Here is a 24286-nt window from a genome sequence, read left to right as displayed (position 1 = left end):
CTCAGTCGTCCGCGACGTCGACGCGGACGCGCTTTCCGTCGGCCAGTGCGGACACGAGCGTCCGCAGCGCCTTGGCCGTGCGTCCGCCGCGCCCGATCACACGCCCCCGGTCATCGGGGTGCACGCGCACCTCGAGGACGTCGCCTCGCGGCGACGAGGAGGCGTTGATGGTGACATCGTCGGGGTGATCGACGATCCCCTTGACGATGTGCTCGAGCGCGGCGGCCAGCAACGGATTACTCTGCGTCGGCCTCGGCGGCGGGCGCCTCGGCGTCGGAGGTGTTGGACTCGGCGGGAGCCTCGGCCTTCTTGGCCTGGGGCTTGAGCACCGACTTCTTGCCGGCGTCGACCGAGAAGGCCGCCTTCGGCTCGGCGGTCTTCACCGTCGAGACGGCGTTCGCGTCGCCCTTGAAGGTGCCCCAGTCGCCCGTGAGCTTGAGGAGCGCCGCGACCTGCTCGGTCGGCTGGGCGCCCACGGAGAGCCAGTACTGCGCACGCGCGGAGTCGACCTCGATGAACGAGGGCTCCTCGGTCGGGTGGTACTTGCCGATCTCCTCGATGACGCGACCGTCGCGCTTGGTGCGCGAGTCCGCGACGACGATGCGGTAGTACGGCGCACGGATCTTGCCGAGGCGCTTGAGACGGATCTTGACAGCCACAATTCTCCTGAATGTGTAAGAGGTGATGAACGTCGCCTGGAGCGTGGGGTGCACACCCGGCGGGAGCTCTGGGTGGACGCGCCCCGCCGGATTAGAGGGTCGAGCGGGTGGTCCAAGGATCCATTTTGCCAGATCCGGACGGATGCCGCGAACCGGCCGCCGCGCGCCGTGTCAGACTGAGCGGATGACGGTGCCGTTTGCGACATCCGCCCGCTCCACGGTCGGGCTCGAATGGGAGATCATGCTCGCCGACGGGGCGACGGGCGACCTCGCGCCTCGCGCGCCCGACCTCATCGCGCAGGTCGAGGAGCCGACCGCGCTGGAACGCTATACCGTGACCGGCGAGCTGCTGACGAACACCATCGAGGTCACGAGCGGCGTCGGCGACACGGTGGCGGCGGCCGTCGACGACATCGCCGACGCGATCGCCACGGTCCGCACGGTCACCGACCCGATGGGACTCGAGCTGCTGTGCGCCGGCAGCCATCCGTTCGCGCAGTGGTACGACCAGCAGATCACCGACAAGACGCGCTATCACAAGCTCATCGAGCGCACCCAGTGGTGGGGGCGCAACATGATGATCTGGGGCATCCACGTGCACGTGGGCGTCGACGATGTCAACAAGGTGTTCCCGATCATCAACGCGCTGGCGGTGTACCTCCCGCATCTGCAGGCCCTCTCGGCATCCAGCCCCTTCTGGGCCGGCGACCGGACCGGATACGCCTCCAACCGTGCGCTCGTCTTCCAGCAGCTGCCCACGGCGGGGCTCCCTTGGCCCCTGGCCGACTGGAGCCAGTACGAGGGCTATCTCGAGGACATGGTGCGCACCGGGGTCATCGAGGACGCGACGGAGGTCCGCTGGGACATCCGGCCGGCCCCGCGCTGGGGCACCATCGAGATCCGTGCCTGCGACGGCATGTCGACCCTTCCCGAGCTCGCCGCCGTCGCCGCCCTCGTCCAGGTGCTCGTCGAGCACTTCTCGCGTGAGCTCGACGAGGGCCGCGAACTCCCCACCATCCAGCCCTGGTTCATCCGGGAGAACAAGTGGCGGGCGGCCCGGTACGGACTCGACGCCCGCGTGATCGTGGACCACGACGGCACGCAGCGTCTCGTCACCGATCACCTGCGCGAGACGATGGAGCGGCTCATGCCGGTCGCGGAGGAGCTGCACTGCGCACGCGAGTTCGCGGGCCTCGGTGCGATCGTCGAGCAGGGCGCGAGCTACGCGCGACAGCTGCGGGTGGCCGACGCTGCGGAGGGCGATCTCCGGGAAGTCGTCCAGCACCTCATCCGCGAGTTCCGCGCGGGCCCGACCCTGCGCGACCACCTGGCGACGCTGCGTCCCTGACGCCCGGCGGGCTGAGGCTCAGCCCTTGCCGAAGAGCTTCTGGATCTCGGCGAGGTCCGCCTCGGTCGGCTGCGGCGCACCGCCGCCGAGCCCGAAGCCGGAGCCCGTGGGCGCCGCAGCCGCGATGCCGGCGTTCTCCGCCGCGCGCTTGGCGGGGTTGCCGGACCGCGAACCCGAACGGCTCTTGGCCTGCTTGCCGCGCTTGCTGGAGGCGCCGGGTTTGCCGCCCATGGGGCCCATGCCGGGGATGTTGGGGACACCGCCGCGCGCGACGGTCTTCATCATCTTCGCGGCCTGCTCGAAGCGGTTCACGAGCGCGTTGACGTCGGTGACGGTCATGCCAGAGCCCCGGGCGATGCGCAGGCGCCGCGAGCCGTTGAGGACCTTGGGGTTGCGGCGCTCCCCCGGGGTCATCGAGCGGATGATCGCCTCGGTGCGGTCGATCTCGCGCTCGTCGAAGTCCTCGAGCTGCTGCTTCATCTGGCCCATGCCCGGCAGCATGCCGAGCATCTTCTTCATCGAGCCCATCTTGCGCATCTGCTGCAGCTGGCCGAGGAAGTCCTCCAGGGTGAACTGCTCCGTCGCGAGCTTCTCGGCGACCTTGAGCGCCTCCTCCTCGTCGAACGCGGCCTGCGCCTGCTCGATGAGGGTGAGGATGTCTCCGAGGTCGAGGATGCGGCTCGCCATGCGGTCCGGGTGGAACGCTTCGAGGTCGTCCAGGCCCTCGCCCGTGGAAGCGAAGATGATGGGACGTCCCGTGACGGATGCCACGGACAGCGCCGCGCCGCCGCGGGCGTCGCCGTCCAGCTTGCTCAGCACGACGCCGGTGAAGTCGACGCCGTCCTGGAAGGCCTTGGCCGTGTTGACGGCATCCTGGCCGATCATCGCGTCGATGACGAAGAGGACCTCGTCGGGGTCGGTGGCCTTGCGGATGTCGGCGGCCTGCTTCATAAGCTCCGCGTCCACGCCGAGCCGGCCCGCCGTGTCGATGATGACGACGTCGTGCTGCTGGCGTCGCGCGGTCTCGACGCCGTCGCGGGCGACGCGGACGGGGTCACCGGTGCCGTTGCCCGGCTCCGGTGCGTAGACGGCGGCGCCGGCCTGCCCGGCGACCACCTGCAGCTGGTTCACCGCGTTCGGGCGCTGCAGGTCGGCGGCGACGAGGAGCGGCGTGTGGCCGTCTTTCTGCAGCATCCGCGCGAGCTTGCCGGCGAAGGTGGTCTTTCCGGAGCCCTGCAGGCCCGCGAGCATGATGACCGTGGGCGGGTTCTTCGCGAACTGGAGGCGCCGCTGCTCGCCGCCGAGGATCGCGACGAGCTCCTCGTTGACGATCTGGACGACCTGCTGCGCCGGGTTCAGCGCGCGGTTGACTTCGTCGCCGAGCGCGCGTTCGCGCACCTTGGCCGTGAACTCCTTGACGACGGTCAGCGCGACGTCGGCGTCCAGGAGCGCGCGACGGATCTCGCGGACGGTGCCGTCCACATCCGCGGGCGTGAGCTGCCCCTTCTTGCGGAGGTTGCGGAAGGTCTCGGTGAGCCGGTCGGAGAGGGTGCCGAAAGTCGCCATGATCCGACGATTCTACCGTCGCGCGTCGGCGCCCGATTCCGCTGCGGGCTCCTGGAAGATCGTGACCTGCAGTCCGGCCGGGGCGCGGAGGCGCGCGTTGACGGAACGCCACGGCGTCACGCGCGGCGCCGCCTCCAGCCGGGCGCCCCCGGAGACGAGCGCGTCGGTCACGACGGCGGTGTCCGAGACCTCGAACCCGATGCGGATCGGCTCGCTCGGTGCGTCTCCGTCGGTCTCCACGGCATCGATGAGCGCGACCTGGGCGGCGTTGGCGAGTTCGAGCGTCGCCCGCCCGGCGTCCAGGATGGCGACGCGCGCGCCCGCGGGTCCCTCGTACGCGTCCTGCTCGCGCATGCCCATCGTGTCGCGGTAGAAGGTGAGGGCGTCCTCGAAATCCTCCGCGCGGGCGACGACGCGGAGCTGGCGGACCGGGCCGGGCACAGTGACGGCGGCGGCCGCGAGGGCCGTGCCCAGGAGCGCGGGCAGCGCCGTCCGCCCCGGGCCGACACAGGCCCACTGCGCGATCGCCGCCCACACGGCGCCGGCGTGCGCGGATCCCGCCACGGCGGCGGCCAGGCGGGGCGTCCCCGCCCGCTCGAGCCGGTCGGCGACGGCGACGGCGATGCGCGCCTGCCGGAGCGCGGCCTCCCGCCGCAGCTCGTCGACGAGCCCCATCGCCTCGCTGTTGGCCACGGCGAGGGCGAGGCTGTCCGCCGCGACGGTCACGCCCAGGGCCGTCAGCGCGGCGCGGACGTCGCCGGGCGCATCCGCTCCGGCCTCCGCGCGCAGCCGCTCCTCGAGTTCCGCGATCCGCTCGTCGAGCCCGCCCCACAGGATGTCGGCCTTCGACCCGAAGTAGTTGAAGAAGCTGGATCGGCTGACGCCGGCACGCCGCGTGATGTCCGTCACCGTCGTGGCGTCGTAACCCTGCTCGAGGAACAGCTCGCAGGCGGCGTCGGCGAGCGTGTCGCGCGAGGAGGCCCTGGGTCGTCCGCTGGTCACGCGCCCATCGTAACGAGCAGGTATTGTTGGACGCGGTCTATCAACGCCCGTCCCCGCGATCCGGAGGAGCGTCATGCTCGAAGTCCAGACGGTCGGCCTCGCGCCGGACCTCGTCCCCTACCTCGACGGCTGGGCGCTGCAGCGCGAGGTCCACGCCGCCGTCGTCGCCCGCGAACGGCCCGACACCCTGCTGCTCATGGAGCACGAGAGCGTCTACACGGCAGGTGCCCGCACGGCGCGCCACGAGCGCCCCACCGACGGCACACCGGTCGTGGACGTCGACCGCGGCGGAAAGATCACGTGGCACGGGCCCGGCCAGCTCGTCGGCTACCCGATCGTGCGGCTCCCGGAACCCGTCGATGTCGTGGCGCACGTCCGGATGCTGGAGGAGGTGCTGATCGGCGTGCTGCGCGGCTATGGCGTGGCGGGGCACCGGGTCGAGGGGCGCAGCGGCGTGTGGGTGCGCCGGCCGCTGTCCGAGGACAAGGTCGCCGCGATCGGGGTGCGCGTGCAGCGCGGCGTCACGATGCACGGCTTCGCCCTGAACTGCGACAACTCCCTCGCCGCGTTCTCCCGGATCGTCCCGTGCGGGATCTCGGATGCCGGCGTCACGACGCTCAGCGAGGCCGCGGGCGCCCACCTCTCCCCCGCCGACGTCGTGGACGCCGTCGCCTCCGCCTTCCGCACCGCCTCGTCAGCCGTCTCGGCAGGCGTCTCCGCGGCGGAGGTCGCCGCGTGAGCGCCTGCGGCACCGGTCCGGCGTCGCCGGCGGCGGCCGCGCCGGGCGGACGGAAGCTCCTCCGCCTCGAGGTCCGCAACGCCGCGACCCCGATCGAGCGGAAGCCGGAATGGATCAAGACGAAGGCGAAGCTCGGCCCCGAGTACCAGGCCCTGCATTCGCTCGTGAAGGAGGAAGGGCTGCACACGGTCTGCCAGGAGGCGGGCTGCCCCAACATCTACGAGTGCTGGGAGGACCGCGAGGCCACGTTCCTCATCGGCGGCTCGCAGTGCACGCGGCGGTGCGACTTCTGCCAGATCGACACCGGCAAGCCGGCGGACTACGACACCGACGAGCCCCGCCGGGTCGCCGAGAGCGTGCGGCGGATGCGGCTGCGCTACGCCACGGTCACCGGCGTGGCGCGGGACGACCTGCCGGACGGCGGCGCGTGGCTGCACGCCGAGACGGTGCGGCGCATCCACGCCGACAACCCCGGCACCGGCGTGGAGATCCTCGCCACCGACTTCAACGGCGACCCGGTGCTCCTGGACGAGGTGTTCGACGCGCGCCCCGAGGTCTTCGCGCACAACGTCGAGACGGTCCCGCGCATCTTCAAGCGCATCCGCCCCGCGTTCCGCTACGACCGCTCCCTCGGCGTCCTCACCCGCGCGCGCGACGCCGGCCTCATCACGAAGTCCAACCTCATCCTCGGGATGGGCGAGGAGCCGGAGGAGGTCGTCCAGGCGCTGCAGGACCTGCACGACGCCGGCACCGACATCATCACCATCACGCAGTACCTGCGGCCTTCGCCCCGGCACCTGCCGGTGGCCCGCTGGGTCAAGCCCGACGAGTTCGTCGCGTTCAAGGACGAGGCCGAGCGGATCGGTTTCCTCGGCGTCCTCGCCGGCCCCCTCGTGCGCTCCTCCTACCGCGCGGGCCGTCTCTGGGCGCAGTCGATGCTCTCCAAGGGACGCGAGATCCCCGAGGACCTCGCCCACCTCGCCGCCGACATCGCCCGCGACGGGGCGACCTTCGCCCAGGCGGTCTGAACTCGGGCGGTGCGGCTCAGTCGGCGCTCGTGACCGACTGGACCGCGCCGTCGGAGGTGAGGTTGACGAGGAGGACCTCGTCGGTCGCGTCCGGGTCGAGCGCGTATTCGAGGACCGCGAAGGGGTCCGAGCCGCCGTGCTCATCGGCGAGGATCGTCATGCTCACCAGCTGCAGCGACCGGATGATGTCCACGTGCACGTCGCCGGAGATGTCCACGAGGACATCCTCGATGCTCTCGCCCAGCTGCTCCTGCTGCTGCAGGATGTACTCGATGACCTCGCTCGTGCGATCGTCGAGCTCGTCGACCATCGCGTTGCGCGCCTGCATGTCGATGTCCTCGATCGAGGAGATCATGGCCGCCGCGACGTCCAGCGCGGCGGCGGAGACGTCGTCCTGATCGGGCGCGGTCAGGTCGACGGTGACCCTCTGGTCGCCGAGGTCGACGCTCTCGGACCAGAAGATCGATCCGTCGGGTCCGGACTCGAGGAGTCCGAAGTAGTCGTGCTCGATCGCCATACGCCCATGAAACCAGCCTCGCGACCCGGACGCGACCCCGGCCACGCCGAATCGCCGGATCAGTCCACGAGCGCGGCGGCGAAGACGTGCGGCGTGAAGCCTGTGAGGTCGCCGATGCCCTCGCCCTGGCCGAGCAGCTTCACCGGGATTCCGGTGCGCTCCTGCACCGCGAGGACGAAGCCGCCCTTGGCGGAGCCGTCGAGCTTGGTCAGGACGAGACCCGTGACGCCGGCGTGCTGGAGGAAGGCCTCCGCCTGCATGACGCCGTTCTGACCCGTCGTGGCGTCCAGCACGAGGAGCACCTCGCTGATGGGCGCCTGCTTCTCGATGACGCGGCGGATCTTGGTGAGCTCGTCCATGAGCCCGCCCTTGGTGTGCAGACGCCCCGCCGTGTCGACGAGGACGATCTCCGTGCCGGTGCGCCTGGCGTAGTCGATGGTCTGGAAGGCGACGGATGCCGGGTCCTGGCCCTCCTGCTGAGGACGCACGATCGCCGCTCCCCCGCGCTCGGCCCACGTCGCGAGCTGGTCGACGGCCGCCGCGCGGAAGGTGTCGGCGGCGCCGACGACGACCGTGCGGCCGAAGCGCTGCAGGTACTTCGCGAACTTGCCGATCGTGGTCGTCTTCCCGACGCCGTTGACCCCGACGACGAGGACGACGGCGGGGCGCTCGGTGAGGCGCAGCGTCGTGTCGAACTTGGCGAAGTGCTCCTCGAGGGTCTCCTTCAGCATCCGCTGCAGGTCGCGCGGGTCGGTCGTGCGGAACCGGTCCACCTTCTCGCGCAGCTCGTCGATGAGGCGCTCGGTGACATCCGGGCCGAAGTCCGCCGTCAGCAGGGCGGTCTCCAGGTCCTCCCAGGTCGTCTCGTCGATCGTGGGCTTGACGAACATGCCGCGCAGCGCGCGACCGAGCGACCAGGAGTTCTCCGCCATGTCTCCAGCCTACGGTTCAGACGGCTTCGCGCTCGCGCACGCGCTGCCCGACGACGGCGGAGACGCCGTCCTGCCGCATCGAGACGCCGTAGAGGGCGTCGGCGATCTCCATCGTCCGCTTCTGATGGGTGATGACGATGAGCTGGCTCGATTCGCGGAGCTGCTCGAAGACGCCGAGGAGGCGACCGAGGTTCGCGTCGTCGAGCGCCGCCTCGACCTCGTCGAGGATGTAGAACGGGCTCGGCCGCGCCTTGAAGATGGCCGTCAGCAGCGCGACGGCCGCCAGCGACCGCTCGCCGCCGGAGAGGAGCGACAGCCGCTCGATCTTCTTGCCGACCGGACGCACGGCGACTTCGATGCCGGTCGTGAGCGGGTCGTCCGGGTTCGTCAGCGAGATGCTCCCGGCGCCGCCCGGGAAGAGGATCGGGAAGACCTCGCCGAAGGCGGTCTTGGTGTCCTCGAACGCGGCCAGGAAGATCGTCTGCATCCGCTCGTCGAGTTCGTCGATGATCGTGAGCAGGTCCGTGCGGGTCTGCGTCAGGTCGGCGAGCTGCTCCGTGAGGAACGCGTGCCGCTGTTCCAGCGCCGCGAACTCCTCGAGCGCGAGCGGGTTGACGCGGCCGAGCTGGGCGAGCTTCCGCTCCGCGTCGGCGAGGCGCTTGCGCTGGCGGTCGCGGTCGTACGGGACGGGCTCGCCGTCCTCAGTGTCGGCCGGAATCGGCTGGTCGGGACCATATTCCGAAACGAGAATGTTCTCGTCGAGGCTGAGTTCGGACGCGACGCGCTCGAGCAGGCTCGTGACGTGCAGGCGCTTCTCGTGCATCTGGAGCTCGAGGCCGTGGACGCTCTCGGTGAGCCGGCTCAGCCGCTCGCGAACGGCGGCGTCCTGCGCGCGCAGCTGCGCCAGCTCCGCCGTCACGGCGGTGCGGGACTGCTCGGCGAGGGCGAGCTCGACGCGTGCCTGGGTCACGGACCGGTCGACGGACTCCAGGAGCGGCGGCAGCTGATCGGCGACCTCGGCGGCGAGCTCGCGCTGGGCGCGGCGGATGACGGCGCGCCGGGCCGCTTCCTCGGCGGCGGCGCGCTCGCGCTCGCGCTGCCGCTCCAGCTGGGCGACGCGCGCTTCGCCGGCGCGGACGCGTTCCTTGAGCGTCTCGACGTCCAGCCGGGCGCGCATCTCGGCATCGCGGGCGGCCTCGAGCGCCCCGAGGAGCTCGTCGCGGGAGGAGGCGTCGAGGATGGGACGCGGCGCGTCCTGCGCCTTCGCGAGCGCCGCGTCCGCGGTGCGCGCGGAGGCCTCGGCGTCGGCGACGGCGGCCTGTGCCTGGCGGACGCCGGCCTCCAGCCGCTCGCACTCCGCCAGGGCCGCCTCGTGGCGGAGGGTCGCGCGGTTGACCTGCTCGGTGTGCGCCGCCAGCGCGGCGTCGTGGGCGCGGAGGGTCTCCAGCGCCTCGCGGGTGCGGCGGCGGGCGTCGTCCCAGGCGGCCTGCGCGTCGGCCAGCGCCTCGCGGAGCGAGTCGGCGACGACGGCGATCTCGCCGAGGCGCTCGGCGGCAGCGTCCCGCTCCGCGGCGAGCTCGAGGCGCGAGCGTCCCGCACCCGATCCCGCACGGACGGTGTACTCCGTGACGATCTCCCCGGCGCGGGTGACGATCGTGACCGGACCGGCGCCCTGATCCGCCAGTGCGCGCCCGGCGGCGTGCGCGGCATCGAGGTCGTCGACGATCCCCACGGCGGCGAGCACGCCGAGGACACCCTCCGGCGCCGTCACGACGTCACGGGCCAGGACGACCCCCGGTACGCCGGACGGCAGGTCGGCGAGAGCGCGACCGGCCGCGACGGCGATGTCGACGGAGCCGAGGTCGGCGTCACGGGCCGTGCGCGCCATCTCGAGCGCGGCGTCGACGTCGTCGACGAGCACGCCTTCGGCGAGCGAGCCGAGGGCGGCGGCGATGGCCGCCTCGTAGCCGGGGGTGACCTTGACGGCGTCGCCGACGAGTCCGCGGATGCCGCGCCCGCCGCGCGCGATGAGCTCGGCGGCGGCGTTGCGGATGTCGAGGGCCCGGCCGAGCGCGGCGGTCTGGGCCGTCAGCGACTCGACCTCGCGCTCCGCGGCGTGCAGCCGCTCCCGCAGACCGCCGACCTTCGCCTCGAGGTCGGTGGCCTCGCGCTGACTGCGCTCGTAGCCGGCGGCATGCTCGGCCGAGGAGCTCTCCGGCACCAGGTCCGGGTCGACGCCGGCGAGGACCTCAGCGGCTTCGTCGCGGCGCTGCAGGGCCGCATCCAGTGCCCGCTGCTGCCGTTCCACGGCGGCGCGGACGGCGTCCAGGCGGGAGGCGGCGGCCTCCGCGGTGCCCCGCAATGCCGCCAGGCGCATGTCGTGCTCGGAGACCAGGGCGCTCTGCGCGGCGATGTCGACGTCGAGGGCGTCCAGCTCGGCACGCGCCCGGATGACGTCACGCGACCCCGCCGCGGCGGCATCCTGTGCGGCACCCAGCCCGCTCGCGATCTCGTCGATCTCGGCGCGGGCCTCGTCGATCGCGGCCTGGCCGACCGTGGCCACCTCGATCGCGAGCTGCCCGTCGTCCTCGAGCAGCGCGAGACGCTGCCCGGCGAGGGAGTGCAGGCTCCGCAGCCGCTCCTGGACCTGCTCGAGGGAGAACGCGACGGCGCGGGCCTTGTCGACGAGTTCCGATCGCTGCTGCGCTTCGAGGGACTCGATGCGGACCTTGAGCTGCTCGGCCTCGTCCTGCAGGACGAGGCGCTCCCCGTGCCGCTCCTGCTCGTTGCGGGCATGATCGGCGAGCTGGGTGCGCAGCGAGACGAGGTCGTCGGCGTAGAGCCGGGCCTTCGCGTCGCGGACGACCGCGGCGATGGTCGCCGCCTCGCGGGCGATCTCGGCCTGCTTGCCGAGGGGTTTCAGCTGCCGGCGCAGTTCGCCGGCCAGATCGCTCAGGCGGGTGAGGTTCGCCTCCATGGCGTCGAGCTTGCGGAGGGTCTTCTCCTTGCGTCGGCGGTGCTTGAGGATGCCGGCGGCCTCCTCGATGAACCCGCGACGCTCCTCCGGCGAGGCCTGGAGGACGGTGTCGAGGCGCCCCTGTCCGACGATGACGTGCATCTCCCGGCCGAGACCGGAGTCGCTGAGCAGCTCCTGCACGTCCAGCAGCCGGCACGTGTCGCCGTTGATCGCGTATTCGCTCGCCCCGTTGCGGAACAGCGTGCGACTGATCGTCACCTCGCTGTACTCGATCGGCAGGGCGCCGTCGCTGTTGTCGATGGTGAGCTGCACTTCGGCGCGGCCGAGCGGGCCGCGCGTCGCCGTCCCGGCGAAGATGACGTCCTCCATCTTGCCGCCGCGGAGCGTCTTCGCGCCCTGCTCGCCCATGACCCAGGCGAGGGCGTCGACGACGTTCGACTTGCCCGATCCGTTGGGTCCGACGATGCACGTGACGCCCGGCTCGAGGGCGAACGTGGTCGGCTGCGCGAACGACTTGAAGCCCTTGAGCGTCAGGCTCTTCAGGTGCATCCGGCCAGCCTCCCGACATGAGTGTCCGGTCCACCGTAGCCCACCGCACGCCGTGCCCTCTTGACGCGGAGGGCGAGTCGGGTCTATCGTCACTGATCGCGTCTGAAGTCGAGAAAGGAGGTCCCCGAAATGATGACCATCACCGCCACCACCGGAGCGTTCGCTCCGGCGTTCATGCGTCCGGGGACCGGCTCCTTCGGCGCCTTCCCGAGCCTGAGCGCTCGCGCCGCCTGCTGACGTCCGCACAGGAGGACTCCGTCCTCTTCGGGCTCGCGGTCTCCGCCCATCCGGCCTCGTCCTGATCGGCGCTCGGCCTTCCCCTTCGTGCTGCGGCACGATCTCCGCCGCGTTTCGCGGCATCCTTCACCCACTCCGAAAGAGAACCCCCATGAGTACTCTCCTTGCGCCGCAGCGCCCGTCGGGCATCCCCGATCCGCTGCAGCTTCCGGGCCGTGCCCCGCGCACGTCCCTCCCCGACCGCATCGCCATGCGGATCGCCCTGGCTCTGCTCCTGTGGAGCACACGGCCGACCGACAACCGGGACCGCGCCGCCGGCGCGCAGGCGCACCGGCTCCTGCGCGACCGCCGGATCCGCGAGCAGGAGTGGGCGCGAGCGCGCCTCCTCCTCCCGAACAGCCGATGACCGGTCACCCCGGCATCCCACAGAACGGAAATGACATGCAGACGACGACAACGGGCGTCGAGTTCCGGCGCCTGACCGTCCCCGCCGCGATCGGCGACGCGGACGACGCCGACTTCGTCGAGATGGTGCGCGTGCGCAACGCCGTCTACGCCGAGATCAACGGCAACGCCGACGACGACCTCACGCCGCAGGAGCTTCTCCCGCATTACGCGCCGGACCCGCACGAGATCCGGCTCATGTGGCTCGTCGTGGCCGAAGGTGCGATCGTCGGCCGCGTCGGCGTCGACCTTCCCCTGGAGGACGGGTCGAAGAACGCCTACTGGCTCGTGGAGCTGCAGCGCTCGCACCGCGGGCGCGGCATCGGCACGGCGGGGTACGCCCTCGTCGAGGAGGCGGCCCGGGAGCACGGCCGGACCGTGCTGCAGTCGTGGGCGACGCACCCCGACGCGCCGGGCCGCCGCCTCACGCCGCCGACGGGCTTCGGGGAGATCCCCGAGGACGACGTCGCCCGGTTCTACCTCCGCAACGGGTACACGCTCGAGCAGATCGAGCGCAAGAGCGAGCTCGACCTGGTGACGTCCGCCCCGACGGTGCAGCGCCTCCTCGCCGAGGCGGAGGCGAAGGCGACGGGCTACCGGGTCATCCAGTGGAGCCCGCCCACGCCGGAGGAGTACATCGACGGGTACGCCTGGACGAAGTCGCGCATGTCGACGGATGCACCCGCCGCCGGACTCGAGTTCGACGAGGAGACCTGGGATGCCGAGCGCGTTCGGCTGCACGACCAGCGCTACCTCGACGGCGGCCGCACGGTGCTCGTCACGGTCGCGCAGCACATCGACTCGGGAGCCATCGTCGCCTTCAACGAGCTGGCCATCGGACCGGACCGGACGCTCGCGACGAGCCAGGAGGACACCCTCGTGCTCAAGGAGCACCGCGGCCACAGGCTCGGGCAGCTCGTGAAGTGCGCGGGCCTGGCGCGCTGGCGCACCGAGATCGCGCCGGAGTCCCCGAAGGTGATCACCTACAACGCCGAGGAGAACCGGCCGATGCTGGACATCAACGAGGCGATCGGGTTCGTCCCGGTGTCCTACAACGGCGCCTGGAAGAAGGTCCTGCCGTGACCGTCCTCGGGACGGAGCGTCCGGTCGTCGTCCCCGTCGGAGTGCCGCGGCACATCGACGGGGACGACGCGCGCGACTTCCGCGCGCTGGCCGACGTCTTCAACACCGCGCTGCACCACGACCTGGGCCTCGACCATCTCCGCTGGGATGCCGCCGAGATGCTGCCCGCCTGGCAGGACCAGACCGACCGCCTGCAGGCGGGGTTCCTCGCCTGGCAGGACGGCCGCCCGGCGGGAGCCCTCGCGCTGACCGCGCCGCGGGAGAAGGGCGCCACCGAACTGGAGTTCGACCTGCTGGCGCTGCCGGATGCGCGGCGCGACGGCGCCGTCGAGGACGCACTGCTGCAGCGGCTCCTCGCCGAGGCCGCGCGCCTCGGACGCACGCACGTGCAGACCTACACACTGCACCGCGCGGATGCCGGCGGCGAGCGGATCGGCTCCCCCACGGGCTTCGGCTCCGTCCCGGTCGACCGGTACTCGCGGTTCTACCGCGACCACGGCTTCACGCTGCAGCAGGTCGAGCGCAACAGCATCCTGGATCTCACCGCTCCCCTGGACCGCGTGCAGGAGCTGTTCGCGTCCGCCGAGGCCGCGGCCGGCCCGCACTACCGTCTGCGGACGTGGACGTCGCCGACCCCCGCGCCGTGGCGCGCGGAGTTCGCGCACGTCATCTCGCGGATGTCGACGGATGCGCCCTTCGCCGGGCTGACCGTGACGGAGGAGACGTGGGATGCCGCGCGCGTCGCGCGTCGTGACGAGCGGCTCCGCGCCGGCGGACTGCTCGTCTCGGTGGCCGTGGTCGAGCACGTCCCGACCGGCCGGCTCGTCGCCTACAACGAGCTGACGATCGGCGCCGACCGGACGCGCCCGACGAACCAGTGGGGCACCCTCGTGCTCCGCGAGCATCGCGGTCACCGCCTCGGGACGCTCGTGAAATGCGCGAACATCCTGCGCTGGCGGGAGCTCGTGCCGCAGTCGCCCGTGATCACGACGTTCAACGCGGAGGAGAACCGCCCGATGCTGGACGTGAACGAGGCACTCGGCTTCACGCCGCTCACCGTCGCCGGCGCGTGGCAGCGGGTCAGCTGACCACGCGGGGGCGTCGCTGGCAGTGCGCGCAATAGTGGCTGGACCGGTTCATGAACCCGACCCGCACGATCGGGTGCCCGCACCGCGGGCACGGCTGACCCGTGCGACCGTAGGCGTTGAGCGAGTGCGCGAAGTAGCCGGCCTGCCCGTTGACGTTGACATACTGCGCGTCGAAGCTCGTGCCGCCCTCCGCCAGCGCCTTCTCGAGCACCGTGCGGACCTCCGCGAGGAGCCGCCGGACCGTCCGCGGCGACATGCCTGCCGCGGATGTCTCCGGGTGGATGCGGGCGGCCCAGAGCGCTTCGTCGGCGTAGATGTTCCCGATGCCGCTCGCGACGGTCTGGTCCAGCAGCACGCGCTTGACCGCCGACTTCTTCCGCCGCGTCGCCGTGACGAACGCGGCGTCGTCGAAGGCAGGATCCAGCGGGTCGCGGGCGATGTGCGCGACCTGGGTCGGCACCGTCGCCGCGTCGGTCCCCCACCCGCCCGGGGCGCCGTCGGCGGTCGGCACGAGGGCGTCGAGGGCGAGCGAGCCGAACGTGCGCTGGTCGGCGAAGACGACGGCGAGATCGCCGTGCTCCGGATGCGCGATGTCGAGCCGGATCCGCTCGTGCCGCTCCTGGGCAGCGCCGGGCGCACGCAGCAGGAGCTGTCCGCTCATCCCGAGGTGTGCCACGACCGCCTCGTCGGCGCCGCGCACCGGCATCCACAGGAACTTGCCGCGGCGGGCGGCGGTCTCGATGACCTGCCCGGTCAGCGCGCGCTCGAAGTCGACGCCGTCGCCGGTGTGCCGCGTGAGCGCCCGTTCGTCGAGGACCGTGACACCGAGCACGGTCGCGCCGGAGACGGCGGGCGCGAGACCGGCGCGGACGACCTCGACCTCGGGCAGCTCAGGCATCCGGCAGCTCAGGCACGGGCGGACAGCTCGCGCCACACGGCGAGAGCGGCGGCCATCTCGGCCTGCTTCTTGCTGCTGCCGCGGCCGTCGCGCTCCACGTCGCCGACCGTGACGGTCGCGGTGAACACGCGGTGGTGGTCGGGGCCGGCGGCCACGACGACATACTGCGGCGGCGCGAGATTCATGCGCGCCGCGAGCTCCTGCAGGCTCGTCTTCGGATCCATCGCGGCGCCGTAGCGCTCCGGGTCGGCCATGAGCGGCGCGACGAGGCGGAGGACGAGCGCCGTCGCGGCATCGGGACCGGCGGAGAGGAACGTCGCGCCGATGACGGCTTCCATCGTGTCGGCGAGGATCGAGTCCTTGTCGCGTCCGCCGGTCTGGTCCTCACCGCGCCCGAGGCGCAGGTGCGCACCCAGCCCGATGCCGCGGGCGACCTCGGCCAGCGCGACCGTCGAGACGACGCTCGCGCGACGCTTGGCCAGCGCACCCTCCTCCAGGCCCGGGTGACGCGTGTACAGGTGCACTGTCACGGCCTGGCCGAGGATCGAGTCCCCGAGGAACTCGAGGCGTTCGTTGTGCGCGATCCCGCCGTTCTCGTACGCGAACGAGCGATGCGTGAGCGCAAGCGACAGAAGCTCGGCGTCGATGTCGACCCCGAGCTTGTCGGTGAGCAGCTGGTGCTCGAGCGAGACCTCAGTCACGGCGCGGGCCGCGAGGATCAGACGTCGGCGACCTTGCGGCCCTTGTACTCCAGGAACAGCTCCGTGCCCTGCGAGTCGGTGACGACCTTGGCCTGGTGCGGACGGCTGTAGACGACCTTGCCGTTCTCCACGGTGGTGGTCAGCGTGATGGGCGCCGCCTTCCACTGGGCGCGGCGCGAACGGGTGTTGGAGCGGGAGACCTTCCGCTTCGGGGGGTTACCTGCCATGGCTAGCTCTTCTCTGTGTCGTCGGCGGCGGGGCGCGCTGCCTCGTCGTCGTGGTCTGGGGTGAGGGCCTTCAGCGTGGCCCAACGCGGGTCGATCGGAGCTTCCGGCACGGCATCCGGCGCCAGCTTCACGCCCGTGGCCGGATCGAGGCCGGGGCAATCCGGCTGGCACACCGGCTGGAAAGGAAGCGACAGGACGATCGCATCCCTGACCGGAGTTTCAAGATCCACGTGGTCGTCTTGAACCTCGAAGTCAGTCGCTTCCGATCCAGGATACCCGAAGAGTTCCTGAATCTCGACTTCGACGGGCTGCGTGATCTCGGTCAGGCAGCGTCCGCATTCGCCCGAGTACTGGGTCGCGATGTCGGCGGTGACGAGGATGCCCTCGTGGACGGACTCCAGCCGGACGGCGATGTCGATGGGCTCCCCCTGCGGGACGGACACCAGGCCTTCGCCCCATTTGGCGGGCGCGGCGACCTCGAGGTCGTGTTCGCGCATCTCGCCCGCGCGGTGCGAGATGTCGCGCACCGACAGGACGAAGGGACCGTTCATATGCTTTCTGACCACGGTCGTCAATGCTAGTCGGCGCCGGGACCACCGGGGCCCGCCGCGCAGGTGCGCCGGCTCAGAGTCCCCGCGCGCCGGTGTCCAGGAAGCGGGCCACCGGGCCCGGCACGAACGGCGACACGTCGCCGCCGAGCGCCGCGACCTGGCGGACGAGGCTGCTGGAGACGAGGGCGTGGGCGGGGTCGGGCAGGAGGAACACCGTCTCGATCTGCGCGAGATGCCGGTTCACGATCGCCATGGGGGTCTCGTACGCGACGTCCACCTGGGAGCGGATGCCCTTGACGAGCACCCCCGCGTCCACGTCGGTCGCGTAGTCGACGAGCAGGCCCATGCTCCACGAGGCGACGATGACGTTGCCGTCGACGTTCTCCTCGGCGATGGACTGCTCCAGCAGGCTCAGCCGCTGCGCGATCGGCAGCATGGCCTCCTTGCCGGGGTTGTGCACCACGAGGACGTGCAGCTCGTCGTACAGCGCCGCGGCCCGGCGGATGACGTCGATGTGACCCAGCGTCGGCGGATCGAACGATCCCGGGACGACGGCGATCCGGTTGTTCATGCCATCGAGCCTATCGGCCGGGCGGGTCAGTTCTTGGCCAGCGCCGCGCGCTCCTGCTGACCGACGCGGCGCCCGATCGCCGCGGCCAGGCCGGCGTGGCGGAGGAGCGCCGGGTCCTCGTCGAGGACCTGCTCCGCCGCGGCGCGGGCGAGCGCGATGAGGTCGGCGTCGGCGACGACGCGGAGGAGGCGCAGCGACGATCGTGCACCCGATTGCGCGTCGCCGAGCACATCGCCCTCACCGCGCAGTTCGAGGTCGACCTCGGCGAGCTGGAAGCCGTCCGTCGTCGCGGCGACCGCCTCGACCCGTGCGCGGGCGGGCGTGCCCTGCGGCGCTTCGGTCACGAGGAGGCAGAGTCCCGGGATCGCGCCGCGGCCCACCCGCCCGCGCAGCTGGTGCAGCTGCGAGACGCCGAACCGGTCGGCTTCGAGGATCACCATCGTCGAGGCGTTCGGGACGTCCACACCGACCTCCACGACGGTCGTGGCGACGAGCACGTCGATCTCCCCGCGACTGAACGCCTGCATGACGGCGTCCTTCTGATCCGAGGGCATCTTGCCGTGCAGGATCTCCACCCGGATGCCGTCGAACGCGGGGTGCCCCGCGAGCATCTCGTGCACCTGCACGACCCCCCAGCGGGTGCGCTCCTGCTCCCCTTCGAGCGTCGGCGGCTCCGCGCCGTCGTCCTTCGCGTCCTTCGCGTTCGCCTCGGCGTCGATCGCGGCGCAGACGACGAACGCCTGCCGCCCCTGCGCGACCTCCTCCGCGACGCGCTCCCACACGCGCGCGAACCAGCCCGGCTTCTCATCCAGCGGGGCGACGAAGCTCGAGATACCGGCGCGCCCGGCGGGCAGGGTGCGGATCGTGGAGACGTCGAGGTCGCCGAAGACGGTCATGGCGACGGTGCGCGGGATCGGCGTCGCGGTCAGCACGAGCACGTGCGGCGAGGTCCCCTTCGCGCGGAGCGTCTCGCGCTGCTCCACGCCGAACCGATGCTGCTCGTCGACGACGACGAGGCCGAGGTCGGCGAACGTCGTCGTTTCGCTCAGCAGCGCGTGGGTGCCCACGATGATGCGCGCCTGCCCCGCCGCCGCGCGCAGCGCCGCCTTGCGGCGCTCGGCGACGGGCTGCTGGCCGGTGAGGAGCGTCGGCATGAGCTCCGGCGCGAGCTGAGGGCCCAGCATCCGCGCGATGGAGCGCACATGCTGGCCCGCGAGGACCTCGGTCGGCGCGATGAGCGCGGACTGCCCGCCCGACTGGGCGACCTGCAGCATCGCGCGGAGCGCGACGAGGGTCTTCCCGGAACCGACCTCGCCCTGCACGAGCCGGTTCATCGGCCACGCTCCCTCGAGGTCGGCGGCGATCGTGTCGCCCACCGACACCTGGTCGGGGGTGCGCTCGAACGGCAGCGCCGCGTCGAAGCGGGCGAGGAGGTCGCCGGCCGGCCGGGAGGTCGCGGAGAGCATGCGGACGAACTGGCGCTGCTGCAGGAGCGCCACCTGCAGCACGAACGCCTCGTGCATCCGCAGGGTCTCGCGGGCCTGCTCGATCTGGTCGGGAAGCTCGGGGGCGTGGATGCGCAGGAGGGCGGTGCGGGCATCGAGCAGGCCGAGGCGCTGCCGGAGGTCGTCGGGGAGCGGGTCGGGGACGTCGCCGAGGACGGCGAGGACGATCTCGACGGTCTTCGCGATCTGCCAGCTCGTGACGGTGCTCGTTGCCGGGTAGATCGGGATGGGGAGGTTCTGCTTCGCCTCGGCGCTCGTGCGCGCCTGCCCCTCGTCGTCGAACATCTCGTAGTCGGGGTGGGCGAACTGCTTCTGGCCCTTGAAGTCGCCGACCTTGCCGGAGAAGATGCCCTGCCGCCCGACTCTCAGCTCGCTCTGCCGCCACGCCTGGTTGAAGAAGGTCAGGCTCACCGTGCCGTGGCCGTCGCTGATGACGACCTCCAGCAGCGTCCCCTTGCGGGCGCGCATGGGGCGGACGGAGACCGAGCGCACCTCGGCGACGATCGTCACCTGCTCCCCCACGGGCAGCGAGGCGATGGGCGTCAGCTCGCCGCGCCGGGCGTAGCGGCGCGGGTAGTGGTCGAGGAGGTCGCCGACTGTGGACATCCCGAACGCCCGTGACAGGGCGGACGCCGTCTTGCCTCCGACGACGCCGTCCAGACGGGACTCGAGGCTCACGGACGGCATGCCCCGAGTCTACGAGCGGTCGGGGACGCCACTCCCCCGCGGCCGCGTACTGTGTGAGCATGATCCGCCGCGCCGTCGCCCGCCTCTACTGGTCGCTCAGCCGCTGGACCCTGCAGACGGAGCCGGCCCCGCAGCGCCCGACGCTCCTGATCGGGGCACCGCACACCTCGAACTGGGACTTCGTCCTCATGCTCGCCATCGCGTGGCGCCTGGAGATCCCGATCCGCTGGCTCGGCAAGGACTCGCTGTTCCGGGGGTGGCGCGGACCGATCATGCGGCGGCTCGGCGGCATCCCCGTCGACCGATCCGACGCCGCGGGCGTCGTAACCGAGGTCGTGGACCGTGCGCACGCCGGCGAGGTCTTCGGCCTCGTCGTGACCCCGGACGGCACGCGCGGCGGCAACACGTACTGGAAGTCCGGCTTCTATCGCATCGCGCGCGAGACGGGAATGCCGGTGACCCTGGGCTTCGTGGACCGGACGACGATGACGACGGGCCTCGGCCCGACGATCGAGCTGACCGGCGACGTGGCCACCGACATGGACCGCATCCGCGCCTTCTACGCCGACAAGGCGGGCCTCCGCCCGCACCTACGCACCGAACCGCGGCTGCGCGACGAGAGCGGCGCGCCGATATCGTGAACAGGTGACGAGGATCATCGCGGGGCTCGCCGGGTCGCTCACCCTGGCGGTGCCGGATGCCGGGACCCGGCCGACGAGCGACCGGGTCCGCGAGTCGCTGTTCGGCTCGCTGGAGTCCGCCGACCGACTGCGCGGCGCCGCCGTGCTGGATCTGTACGCCGGCTCGGGCGCCCTCGCGCTGGAGGCGCTCAGCCGCGGCGCGGCATCCGCCGATCTCGTGGAGAAGGCGCCGCGCGCCGCGGCGGTCGCCGAGCGCAATGCCCGCGCCGTCGCGAAGGCGGTGCCGGGTGCCGCCGCCCGGGTGCACCGGATGACGGCGGACGCCTTCCTGCAGCTGCCGCGCGGCCCCTACGACCTCGTGTTCCTCGATCCGCCGTACGAGGGTGTCGACGACGAGGCGCTCGCCGCGACCCTCGCCCTGCTCGTCCCCCGTCTCGCCGAGGAGGCCACGGTGGTCATCGAGCGCGCCGCGCGCTCGCCCGAGCCGGCACTTCCCCCCGGCCTCGTCCTGGAGCGCTCGAAGCGCTACGGCGACACCGCCGTCTGGTGGGCGACCACGCCCTGACGCCCCGCCCACGCCTACCCGCCCGCCCCGGCCGCCCACCCGCCCGAGAAACCACATCGAGCATGAGAAACCGGCTCTGGCGTGGTTTCTCACGCCGGATGTGGTTTCTCGCGGCCGCGAGCCGCATGCGGCGCCCGGCGTGCGAGCCGGACGCCCGGCCGCGTCAGCCGCGGTGTGCGTCCCAGTCCTGGTAGGGGTCCCAGCCGCCCCGGCCCGCGGGCGGGGCGCCGCCGACGGTGACGGGGTGCGCGCCGCGCGGCGCCACGACGCCGGCCGGGCGGAAGCCCTCCGGCAGGGGGACGCCGGCCGGGAACGTCGCGAGGAGGGCGTGGTCCTCACCGCCGGAGAGCGCGAGCGGATCGCCGGGGCTCTCGAGCGCGATCGTCACGTCCGAGGCCTCCGCCATCCGGGTCGCATCGAGCACGAGGCCGTCCGACACGTCCATGAGCGCCGTCGCGCCGGCATCCGCCGCGACGGGCCCCAGCGCGATGGGCGGGGCGGGCCGCAGCTGCGCCGTCAGCGCCGCACGCTCCTCCGGTGACAGCGCGGCGAGGTCGACGGGGACCGGTTCGCCGAGATCGTCGCGGAACCGGTCGAACAGCACGGCGAGCCCCCGCGCGGCCTGCCCGAGCGCGCCGGCGACCGCGACGACGTCGCCGGGCCGGGCTCCGGAGCGGAGGACCGGCTCCCGCCCGTCCAGCACCCCCACCGCCGTCACGGCGACCGTGAGGGTGTCCGAGACCGTGAGGTCGCCGCCCTCGACGGCGCAGCCCGGGGCGAGCTCGTCGCAGGCCTCGCGGAGCCCCGCGGCGAGGTCCTCCAAGAACCGCAGCCGCGTCGCCTCGGGCGCCGCGAGGGCGACGAACAGCGCGGTCGGCCGCGCGCCCATCGCGGCGACGTCGGCGAGGTTCACGGCCGCGGCCTTGAAGCCGAGATCGCGGCCGCTCGACCAGGCGAGGCGGAAGTCGGGGCCGTGTACGAGCGTGTCCGTCGTGACGACGACACGGCCGTCCGGCGCGGCGAGCACGGCGGCGTCGTCGCCCGGCCCGACGAGGGCTCGCGACGAGCCCCGCAGCGCGCCGAGGATGCGGGCCAGCACCACGCGTTCGCTCGATCCGCCGACCGTCTCCCCGTCATCGCCTGGCATGCCTCCACGCTAGCCTGGAGTGGTGCCCCGCCCGCGCCCGACCGCCGTCCTCCTGGCCGTGCTGACGGCGTTGACGCTCACCGGCTGCGCCACCACGGTCTCGATGCAGCCCGCCGACGACGCGAACGATCCGCTGTGCGCGGAGGTCATGGTCCGCCTCCCCGACACGCTGGACGGCCAGCAGCGCCTGTGGACCGACGCGCAGTCCACCGCGGCGTGGGGCGACCCGTCCGCCGTCCTGGTGTCCTGCGGGGTCGTGCCGCCCGGGCCGACCGAGGCGCAGTGCATCACGGTGGCCGGCATCGACTGGATCGTCGACGACTCCGCCGCGCCGCGCTACCGGATCACGAGCTACGGCCGGACGCCGGCGGTCGAGGTGCTCACCGACAACGAGATCGTCGCGCCCACGACGGTGCTGGATGGCCTCGCGACGGCGCTGCAGCAGGTGCCCGCCCAGCGGCAGTGCACCTCGACGTCCTCGGTCCTGCCCTGACGGGCGACCGCTGACGCCGGATCCCCCGTCCGCTCAGGCGGCGCGGGCGATCTCGATGAGCTCCGTGATGAGCTCGGGGTAGGTCATCCCGGAGGCGATCCAGCACTTCGGGAACATCGAGATCGGGGTGAAGCCGGGCATCGTGTTGAGCTCGTTCACGAAGAACTCCGTCCCGGTGTAGAAGAAGTCCACCCGGGCGAGCCCTTCGCCGCCGATCGCCTCGAACGCACGGGCGGCGATCCGCTGCATCTCCGCGAGCTCGCCGTCGCCGAGGTCGGCGGGGCAGGTGAGCGCGACGCCGGGAACGTCGAGGTACTTCGCCTCGAAGTCGTAGAAGTCCCGGCCGTCCAGCACGATCTCGCCCGCGACGCTCACGCGCGGGAGCCCGCCGTCGCGCGCGGCCAGCACGCCGCACTCGATCTCTCGGCCGACGACGGCCTGCTCGACGAGCACGGTGCCGTCCTCCGCGAAGGCGGTCTCCAGCGCGGCGTCGAGCTCGCCGAGGTCCGAGACCTTGGACACGCCGACGCTGGATCCCGCGCGGGCGGGCTTGACGAAGAGGGGCAGGTCGAGGGCGCGGATGCGGCGCAGCCACAGATCCCGGTCGCGCGCGAGGTCGCGCCGGGTGACCGTCACCCACGGCACGACGGGCACGCCCGCCGCCTTCAGGACGCTCTTGGTGGTGTGCTTGTCCATCCCGATCGCGGACATCAGCAGGCCCGCGCCGACGTAGGGCAGGTCGAGCAGCTCGAGGAAGCCCTGGATCGTGCCGTCCTCGCCGAACCGGCCGTGCAGGATCGGGAAGACGACGTCGACCTCGCCGAGCGACCGCTCGCCGTCGGCGTCGCGGACGCGCAGTTCGCGGGACGCCGCGGAGTCCGGCCAGATGACACGGGTGCCGTTGTCGACGACCTCCGGCAGGTGCGCGGGGTCGAGCGAGAACTTGTCCGGCTCGTCGTCCTCCAGGACGTACGCCCCCTCGCGGGTGATGCCGATGGGGATGACGCGGTAGCGCTCGCGGTCAATCGCGCGGAGCACTCCCCCGGCCGTTGCGGAGCTGATCGAATGCTCGCTGGAGCGACCTCCAAAGAGCACCGCCACTGCCGCCTTGTCCATTCTGCGTCCTCTCGCCCTTGGGCTGGTCGTCGTCCGTCGTCAGGTGGGGCGCGATGTCGCGCGGGTTCATGGTGCCGTCCAGGACCATCTTGACCTGCTCGACGATCGGCATGTGCACGCCGGCATCCCGGGCCAGCTGCAGGATCGGCGCGACGGACGCGAGCCCCTCTGCGGTCTGGTCCATCTGCTTCACGACGTCCTGGAAGCTGTACCCCTGGCCGAGGAGCCGGCCCGCCGTGTTGTTGCGGCTGAGCGGCGACTGGCACGTCGCGATGAGGTCGCCGAGCCCGGCGAGCCCCTGCAGCGTCTCCGGCTGCGCGCCCTGCGCGACGGCGAAGTCCGTCATCTCCACGAGGCCGCGCGTGATGATCGACGCCTTCGTGTTCTCGCCGTAGCCGACGCCGTCGACGATGCCGATGGCGACGGCGATGAGGTTCTTCAGGACCCCGCCGAACTCCGTGCCGATGACGTCGGTGTTCACGAAGGTGCGGAAGTAGGCGTTGCGGGCGCGGCGGGCGACGGCTTCCGCGGTCTCCTGGCTCGTGGAGGAGATGACGGCGGCGGTGGGCTGCTCGCGCGCGATCTCCAAGGCGAGGTTGGGGCCGGATGCCACGGCGATCCGGGACGGATCGCAGTGCAGCTCCTGCTCGATGACCTGGCTCATCCGCAGGCCGGAGCGCTTCTCGACGCCCTTCATGAGCGACACGATGGGGGCGTCGGTGGCGGCGACCAGCGGGCGGACGGCCTTCAGGTTCTGGCGCAGGGCCTGGCTGGAGATCGCCAGGTAGACCTGTGTCGCCCCCTCGAGCGCGTCGGAGAGGTGGGAGGTCGCGGTCATCGACCGGGGCAGGTTGACGCCCGGGAGGTACTCGCTGTTGCGCTTGCCCTCGTTGATCTCCTGCGCGAGCTCGGACCGGCGGGCCCACATGACGACCTGCGCGCCGCCGTCGGCGAGCACCTTGCCGAACGTGGTCCCCCAGCTGCCGGCGCCGATGACGGCGACGCGGGGCATGGC

The 24286-nt window shown here is 72.1% G+C and carries 25 protein-coding genes; 9 read left to right on the top strand and 16 right to left on the bottom strand.

Annotated features, from left to right (window positions below):
- Position 1: 1 nt before the first annotated feature.
- Complete coding sequence (locus BR85_RS04410; RefSeq protein ID WP_028495435.1) at positions 2–232, bottom strand: RNA-binding protein; 231 nt, start codon at positions 230–232, stop codon at positions 2–4.
- Positions 233–236: 4 nt separating this feature from the next.
- The gene (rpsP, locus tag BR85_RS04405; RefSeq protein WP_028495434.1) at positions 237–659 is read right to left on the bottom strand and encodes a 30S ribosomal protein S16; all 423 of its coding nucleotides are present in this window, start codon (positions 657–659) and stop codon (positions 237–239) included.
- 184 nt (positions 660–843) lie between these two features.
- Here rpsP and BR85_RS04400 point away from each other — a divergent pair, with 184 nt between their 5' ends.
- Positions 844–2007 (top strand): glutamate--cysteine ligase, encoded by a 1164-nt coding sequence (locus BR85_RS04400; RefSeq protein ID WP_028495433.1) that lies wholly within the window; start codon positions 844–846, stop codon positions 2005–2007.
- A gap of 18 nt (positions 2008–2025) precedes the next feature.
- Here the strand turns inward: BR85_RS04400 and ffh are convergent, their stop codons facing one another.
- Positions 2026–3573: a signal recognition particle protein gene (gene ffh, locus BR85_RS04395; RefSeq protein WP_028495432.1), complete on the bottom strand. Its 1548-nt coding sequence runs from the start codon at positions 3571–3573 to the stop codon at positions 2026–2028.
- A 12-nt stretch (positions 3574–3585) separates the two neighbouring features.
- On the bottom strand, positions 3586–4575 hold the full coding sequence (locus BR85_RS04390; RefSeq protein WP_036272223.1) for a TetR family transcriptional regulator: 990 nt from the start codon (positions 4573–4575) through the stop codon (positions 3586–3588).
- Between the two features lie 73 nt (positions 4576–4648).
- Between BR85_RS04390 and lipB the strand changes: the two genes are divergently transcribed.
- Together lipB and lipA are read left to right on the top strand one after the other, a co-directional pair.
- Positions 4649–5314, top strand: coding sequence for a lipoyl(octanoyl) transferase LipB (gene lipB, locus BR85_RS04385; RefSeq protein ID WP_028495431.1), 666 nt, complete (start codon positions 4649–4651; stop codon positions 5312–5314).
- Positions 5311–6342, top strand: a complete 1032-nt coding sequence (gene lipA, locus BR85_RS04380) for a lipoyl synthase (RefSeq protein WP_028495430.1) — start codon at positions 5311–5313, stop codon at positions 6340–6342. Before lipB ends, lipA begins: the two co-directional genes overlap by 4 nt.
- Positions 6343–6358: 16 nt before the next feature.
- On the opposite strand, the gene BR85_RS04375 is transcribed toward lipA, so the two are convergent.
- From BR85_RS04375 to smc, 3 genes are read right to left on the bottom strand one after another with little or no spacing between them, the layout of a single operon-like run.
- Positions 6359–6859, bottom strand: coding sequence for a DUF2004 domain-containing protein (locus tag BR85_RS04375; RefSeq protein ID WP_028495429.1), 501 nt, complete (start codon positions 6857–6859; stop codon positions 6359–6361).
- A gap of 59 nt (positions 6860–6918) precedes the next feature.
- A complete protein-coding gene (gene ftsY / locus BR85_RS04370; protein ID WP_028495428.1) occupies positions 6919–7791 on the bottom strand; it encodes a signal recognition particle-docking protein FtsY in 873 nt (290 codons plus the stop codon).
- Between the two features lie 16 nt (positions 7792–7807).
- Complete coding sequence (gene smc / locus BR85_RS04365; protein WP_028495427.1) at positions 7808–11317, bottom strand: chromosome segregation protein SMC; 3510 nt, start codon at positions 11315–11317, stop codon at positions 7808–7810.
- A gap of 388 nt (positions 11318–11705) precedes the next feature.
- Between smc and BR85_RS04360 the strand changes: the two genes are divergently transcribed.
- The 3 genes from BR85_RS04360 to BR85_RS04350 are packed head-to-tail and all read left to right on the top strand — an operon-like array spanning position 11706 to position 14169.
- Positions 11706–11960, top strand: coding sequence for a hypothetical protein (locus BR85_RS04360; RefSeq protein ID WP_028495426.1), 255 nt, complete (start codon positions 11706–11708; stop codon positions 11958–11960).
- Positions 11961–11995: 35 nt separating this feature from the next.
- Positions 11996–13081: a GNAT family N-acetyltransferase gene (locus BR85_RS04355; protein ID WP_028495425.1), complete on the top strand. Its 1086-nt coding sequence runs from the start codon at positions 11996–11998 to the stop codon at positions 13079–13081.
- Positions 13078–14169: a GNAT family N-acetyltransferase gene (locus tag BR85_RS04350; RefSeq protein ID WP_028495424.1), complete on the top strand. Its 1092-nt coding sequence runs from the start codon at positions 13078–13080 to the stop codon at positions 14167–14169. The genes BR85_RS04355 and BR85_RS04350 overlap by 4 nt, the downstream gene beginning before the upstream one ends.
- On the opposite strand, the gene mutM is transcribed toward BR85_RS04350, so the two are convergent.
- From mutM to BR85_RS04320, 6 genes are all read right to left on the bottom strand, one after another.
- Entirely contained in the window at positions 14162–15067 is a 906-nt protein-coding gene (gene mutM, locus BR85_RS04345) for a bifunctional DNA-formamidopyrimidine glycosylase/DNA-(apurinic or apyrimidinic site) lyase (RefSeq protein WP_028495423.1), read from the bottom strand. The two genes, BR85_RS04350 and mutM, sit on opposite strands and share 8 nt — an antisense overlap.
- Before the next feature lie 8 nt (positions 15068–15075).
- Positions 15076–15768, bottom strand: a complete 693-nt coding sequence (gene rnc, locus BR85_RS04340) for a ribonuclease III (protein ID WP_028495422.1) — start codon at positions 15766–15768, stop codon at positions 15076–15078.
- Between the two features lie 17 nt (positions 15769–15785).
- Positions 15786–15995, bottom strand: coding sequence for a 50S ribosomal protein L32 (rpmF, locus tag BR85_RS04335; protein ID WP_028495421.1), 210 nt, complete (start codon positions 15993–15995; stop codon positions 15786–15788).
- Positions 15996–15997: 2 nt separating this feature from the next.
- Complete coding sequence (locus tag BR85_RS04330) at positions 15998–16546, bottom strand: YceD family protein (RefSeq protein WP_028495420.1); 549 nt, start codon at positions 16544–16546, stop codon at positions 15998–16000.
- Positions 16547–16619: 73 nt separating this feature from the next.
- Complete coding sequence (gene coaD, locus BR85_RS04325; RefSeq protein WP_028495419.1) at positions 16620–17117, bottom strand: pantetheine-phosphate adenylyltransferase; 498 nt, start codon at positions 17115–17117, stop codon at positions 16620–16622.
- Between the two features lie 26 nt (positions 17118–17143).
- A complete protein-coding gene (locus BR85_RS04320; protein ID WP_028495418.1) occupies positions 17144–19309 on the bottom strand; it encodes an ATP-dependent DNA helicase RecG in 2166 nt (721 codons plus the stop codon).
- A gap of 59 nt (positions 19310–19368) precedes the next feature.
- On the opposite strand from BR85_RS04320, the gene BR85_RS04315 reads away from it, so the two are divergent.
- Together BR85_RS04315 and rsmD are read left to right on the top strand one after the other, a co-directional pair.
- On the top strand, positions 19369–19950 hold the full coding sequence (locus BR85_RS04315) for a 1-acyl-sn-glycerol-3-phosphate acyltransferase (protein WP_028495417.1): 582 nt from the start codon (positions 19369–19371) through the stop codon (positions 19948–19950).
- A 4-nt stretch (positions 19951–19954) separates the two neighbouring features.
- Positions 19955–20515 carry a 16S rRNA (guanine(966)-N(2))-methyltransferase RsmD gene (gene rsmD / locus BR85_RS04310; RefSeq protein WP_028495416.1) on the top strand — a complete coding sequence of 187 codons (561 nt, stop codon included), beginning with the start codon at positions 19955–19957 and terminating at the stop codon, positions 20513–20515.
- Positions 20516–20678: 163 nt separating this feature from the next.
- Here the strand turns inward: rsmD and thiL are convergent, their stop codons facing one another.
- Positions 20679–21662, bottom strand: a complete 984-nt coding sequence (gene thiL / locus BR85_RS04305) for a thiamine-phosphate kinase (protein ID WP_028495415.1) — start codon at positions 21660–21662, stop codon at positions 20679–20681.
- A 22-nt stretch (positions 21663–21684) separates the two neighbouring features.
- On the opposite strand from thiL, the gene BR85_RS04300 reads away from it, so the two are divergent.
- On the top strand, positions 21685–22155 hold the full coding sequence (locus BR85_RS04300; RefSeq protein WP_028495414.1) for a DUF3515 family protein: 471 nt from the start codon (positions 21685–21687) through the stop codon (positions 22153–22155).
- Between the two features lie 33 nt (positions 22156–22188).
- On the opposite strand, the gene BR85_RS04295 is transcribed toward BR85_RS04300, so the two are convergent.
- Positions 22189–23271 carry a D-alanine--D-alanine ligase family protein gene (locus BR85_RS04295; protein WP_081782659.1) on the bottom strand — a complete coding sequence of 361 codons (1083 nt, stop codon included), beginning with the start codon at positions 23269–23271 and terminating at the stop codon, positions 22189–22191.
- Positions 23177–24283 carry an NAD(P)H-dependent glycerol-3-phosphate dehydrogenase gene (locus BR85_RS04290; RefSeq protein WP_051526142.1) on the bottom strand — a complete coding sequence of 369 codons (1107 nt, stop codon included), beginning with the start codon at positions 24281–24283 and terminating at the stop codon, positions 23177–23179. The genes BR85_RS04295 and BR85_RS04290 overlap by 95 nt, the downstream gene beginning before the upstream one ends.
- Between the last annotated feature and the right edge of the window lie 3 nt (positions 24284–24286).

The organism is Microbacterium sp. UNCCL10, from assembly GCF_000746195.1.
GTDB lineage: Bacteria > Actinomycetota > Actinomycetes > Actinomycetales > Microbacteriaceae > Microbacterium > Microbacterium saccharophilum.
This window is presented reverse-complemented; position numbering and strand designations above follow the sequence as displayed.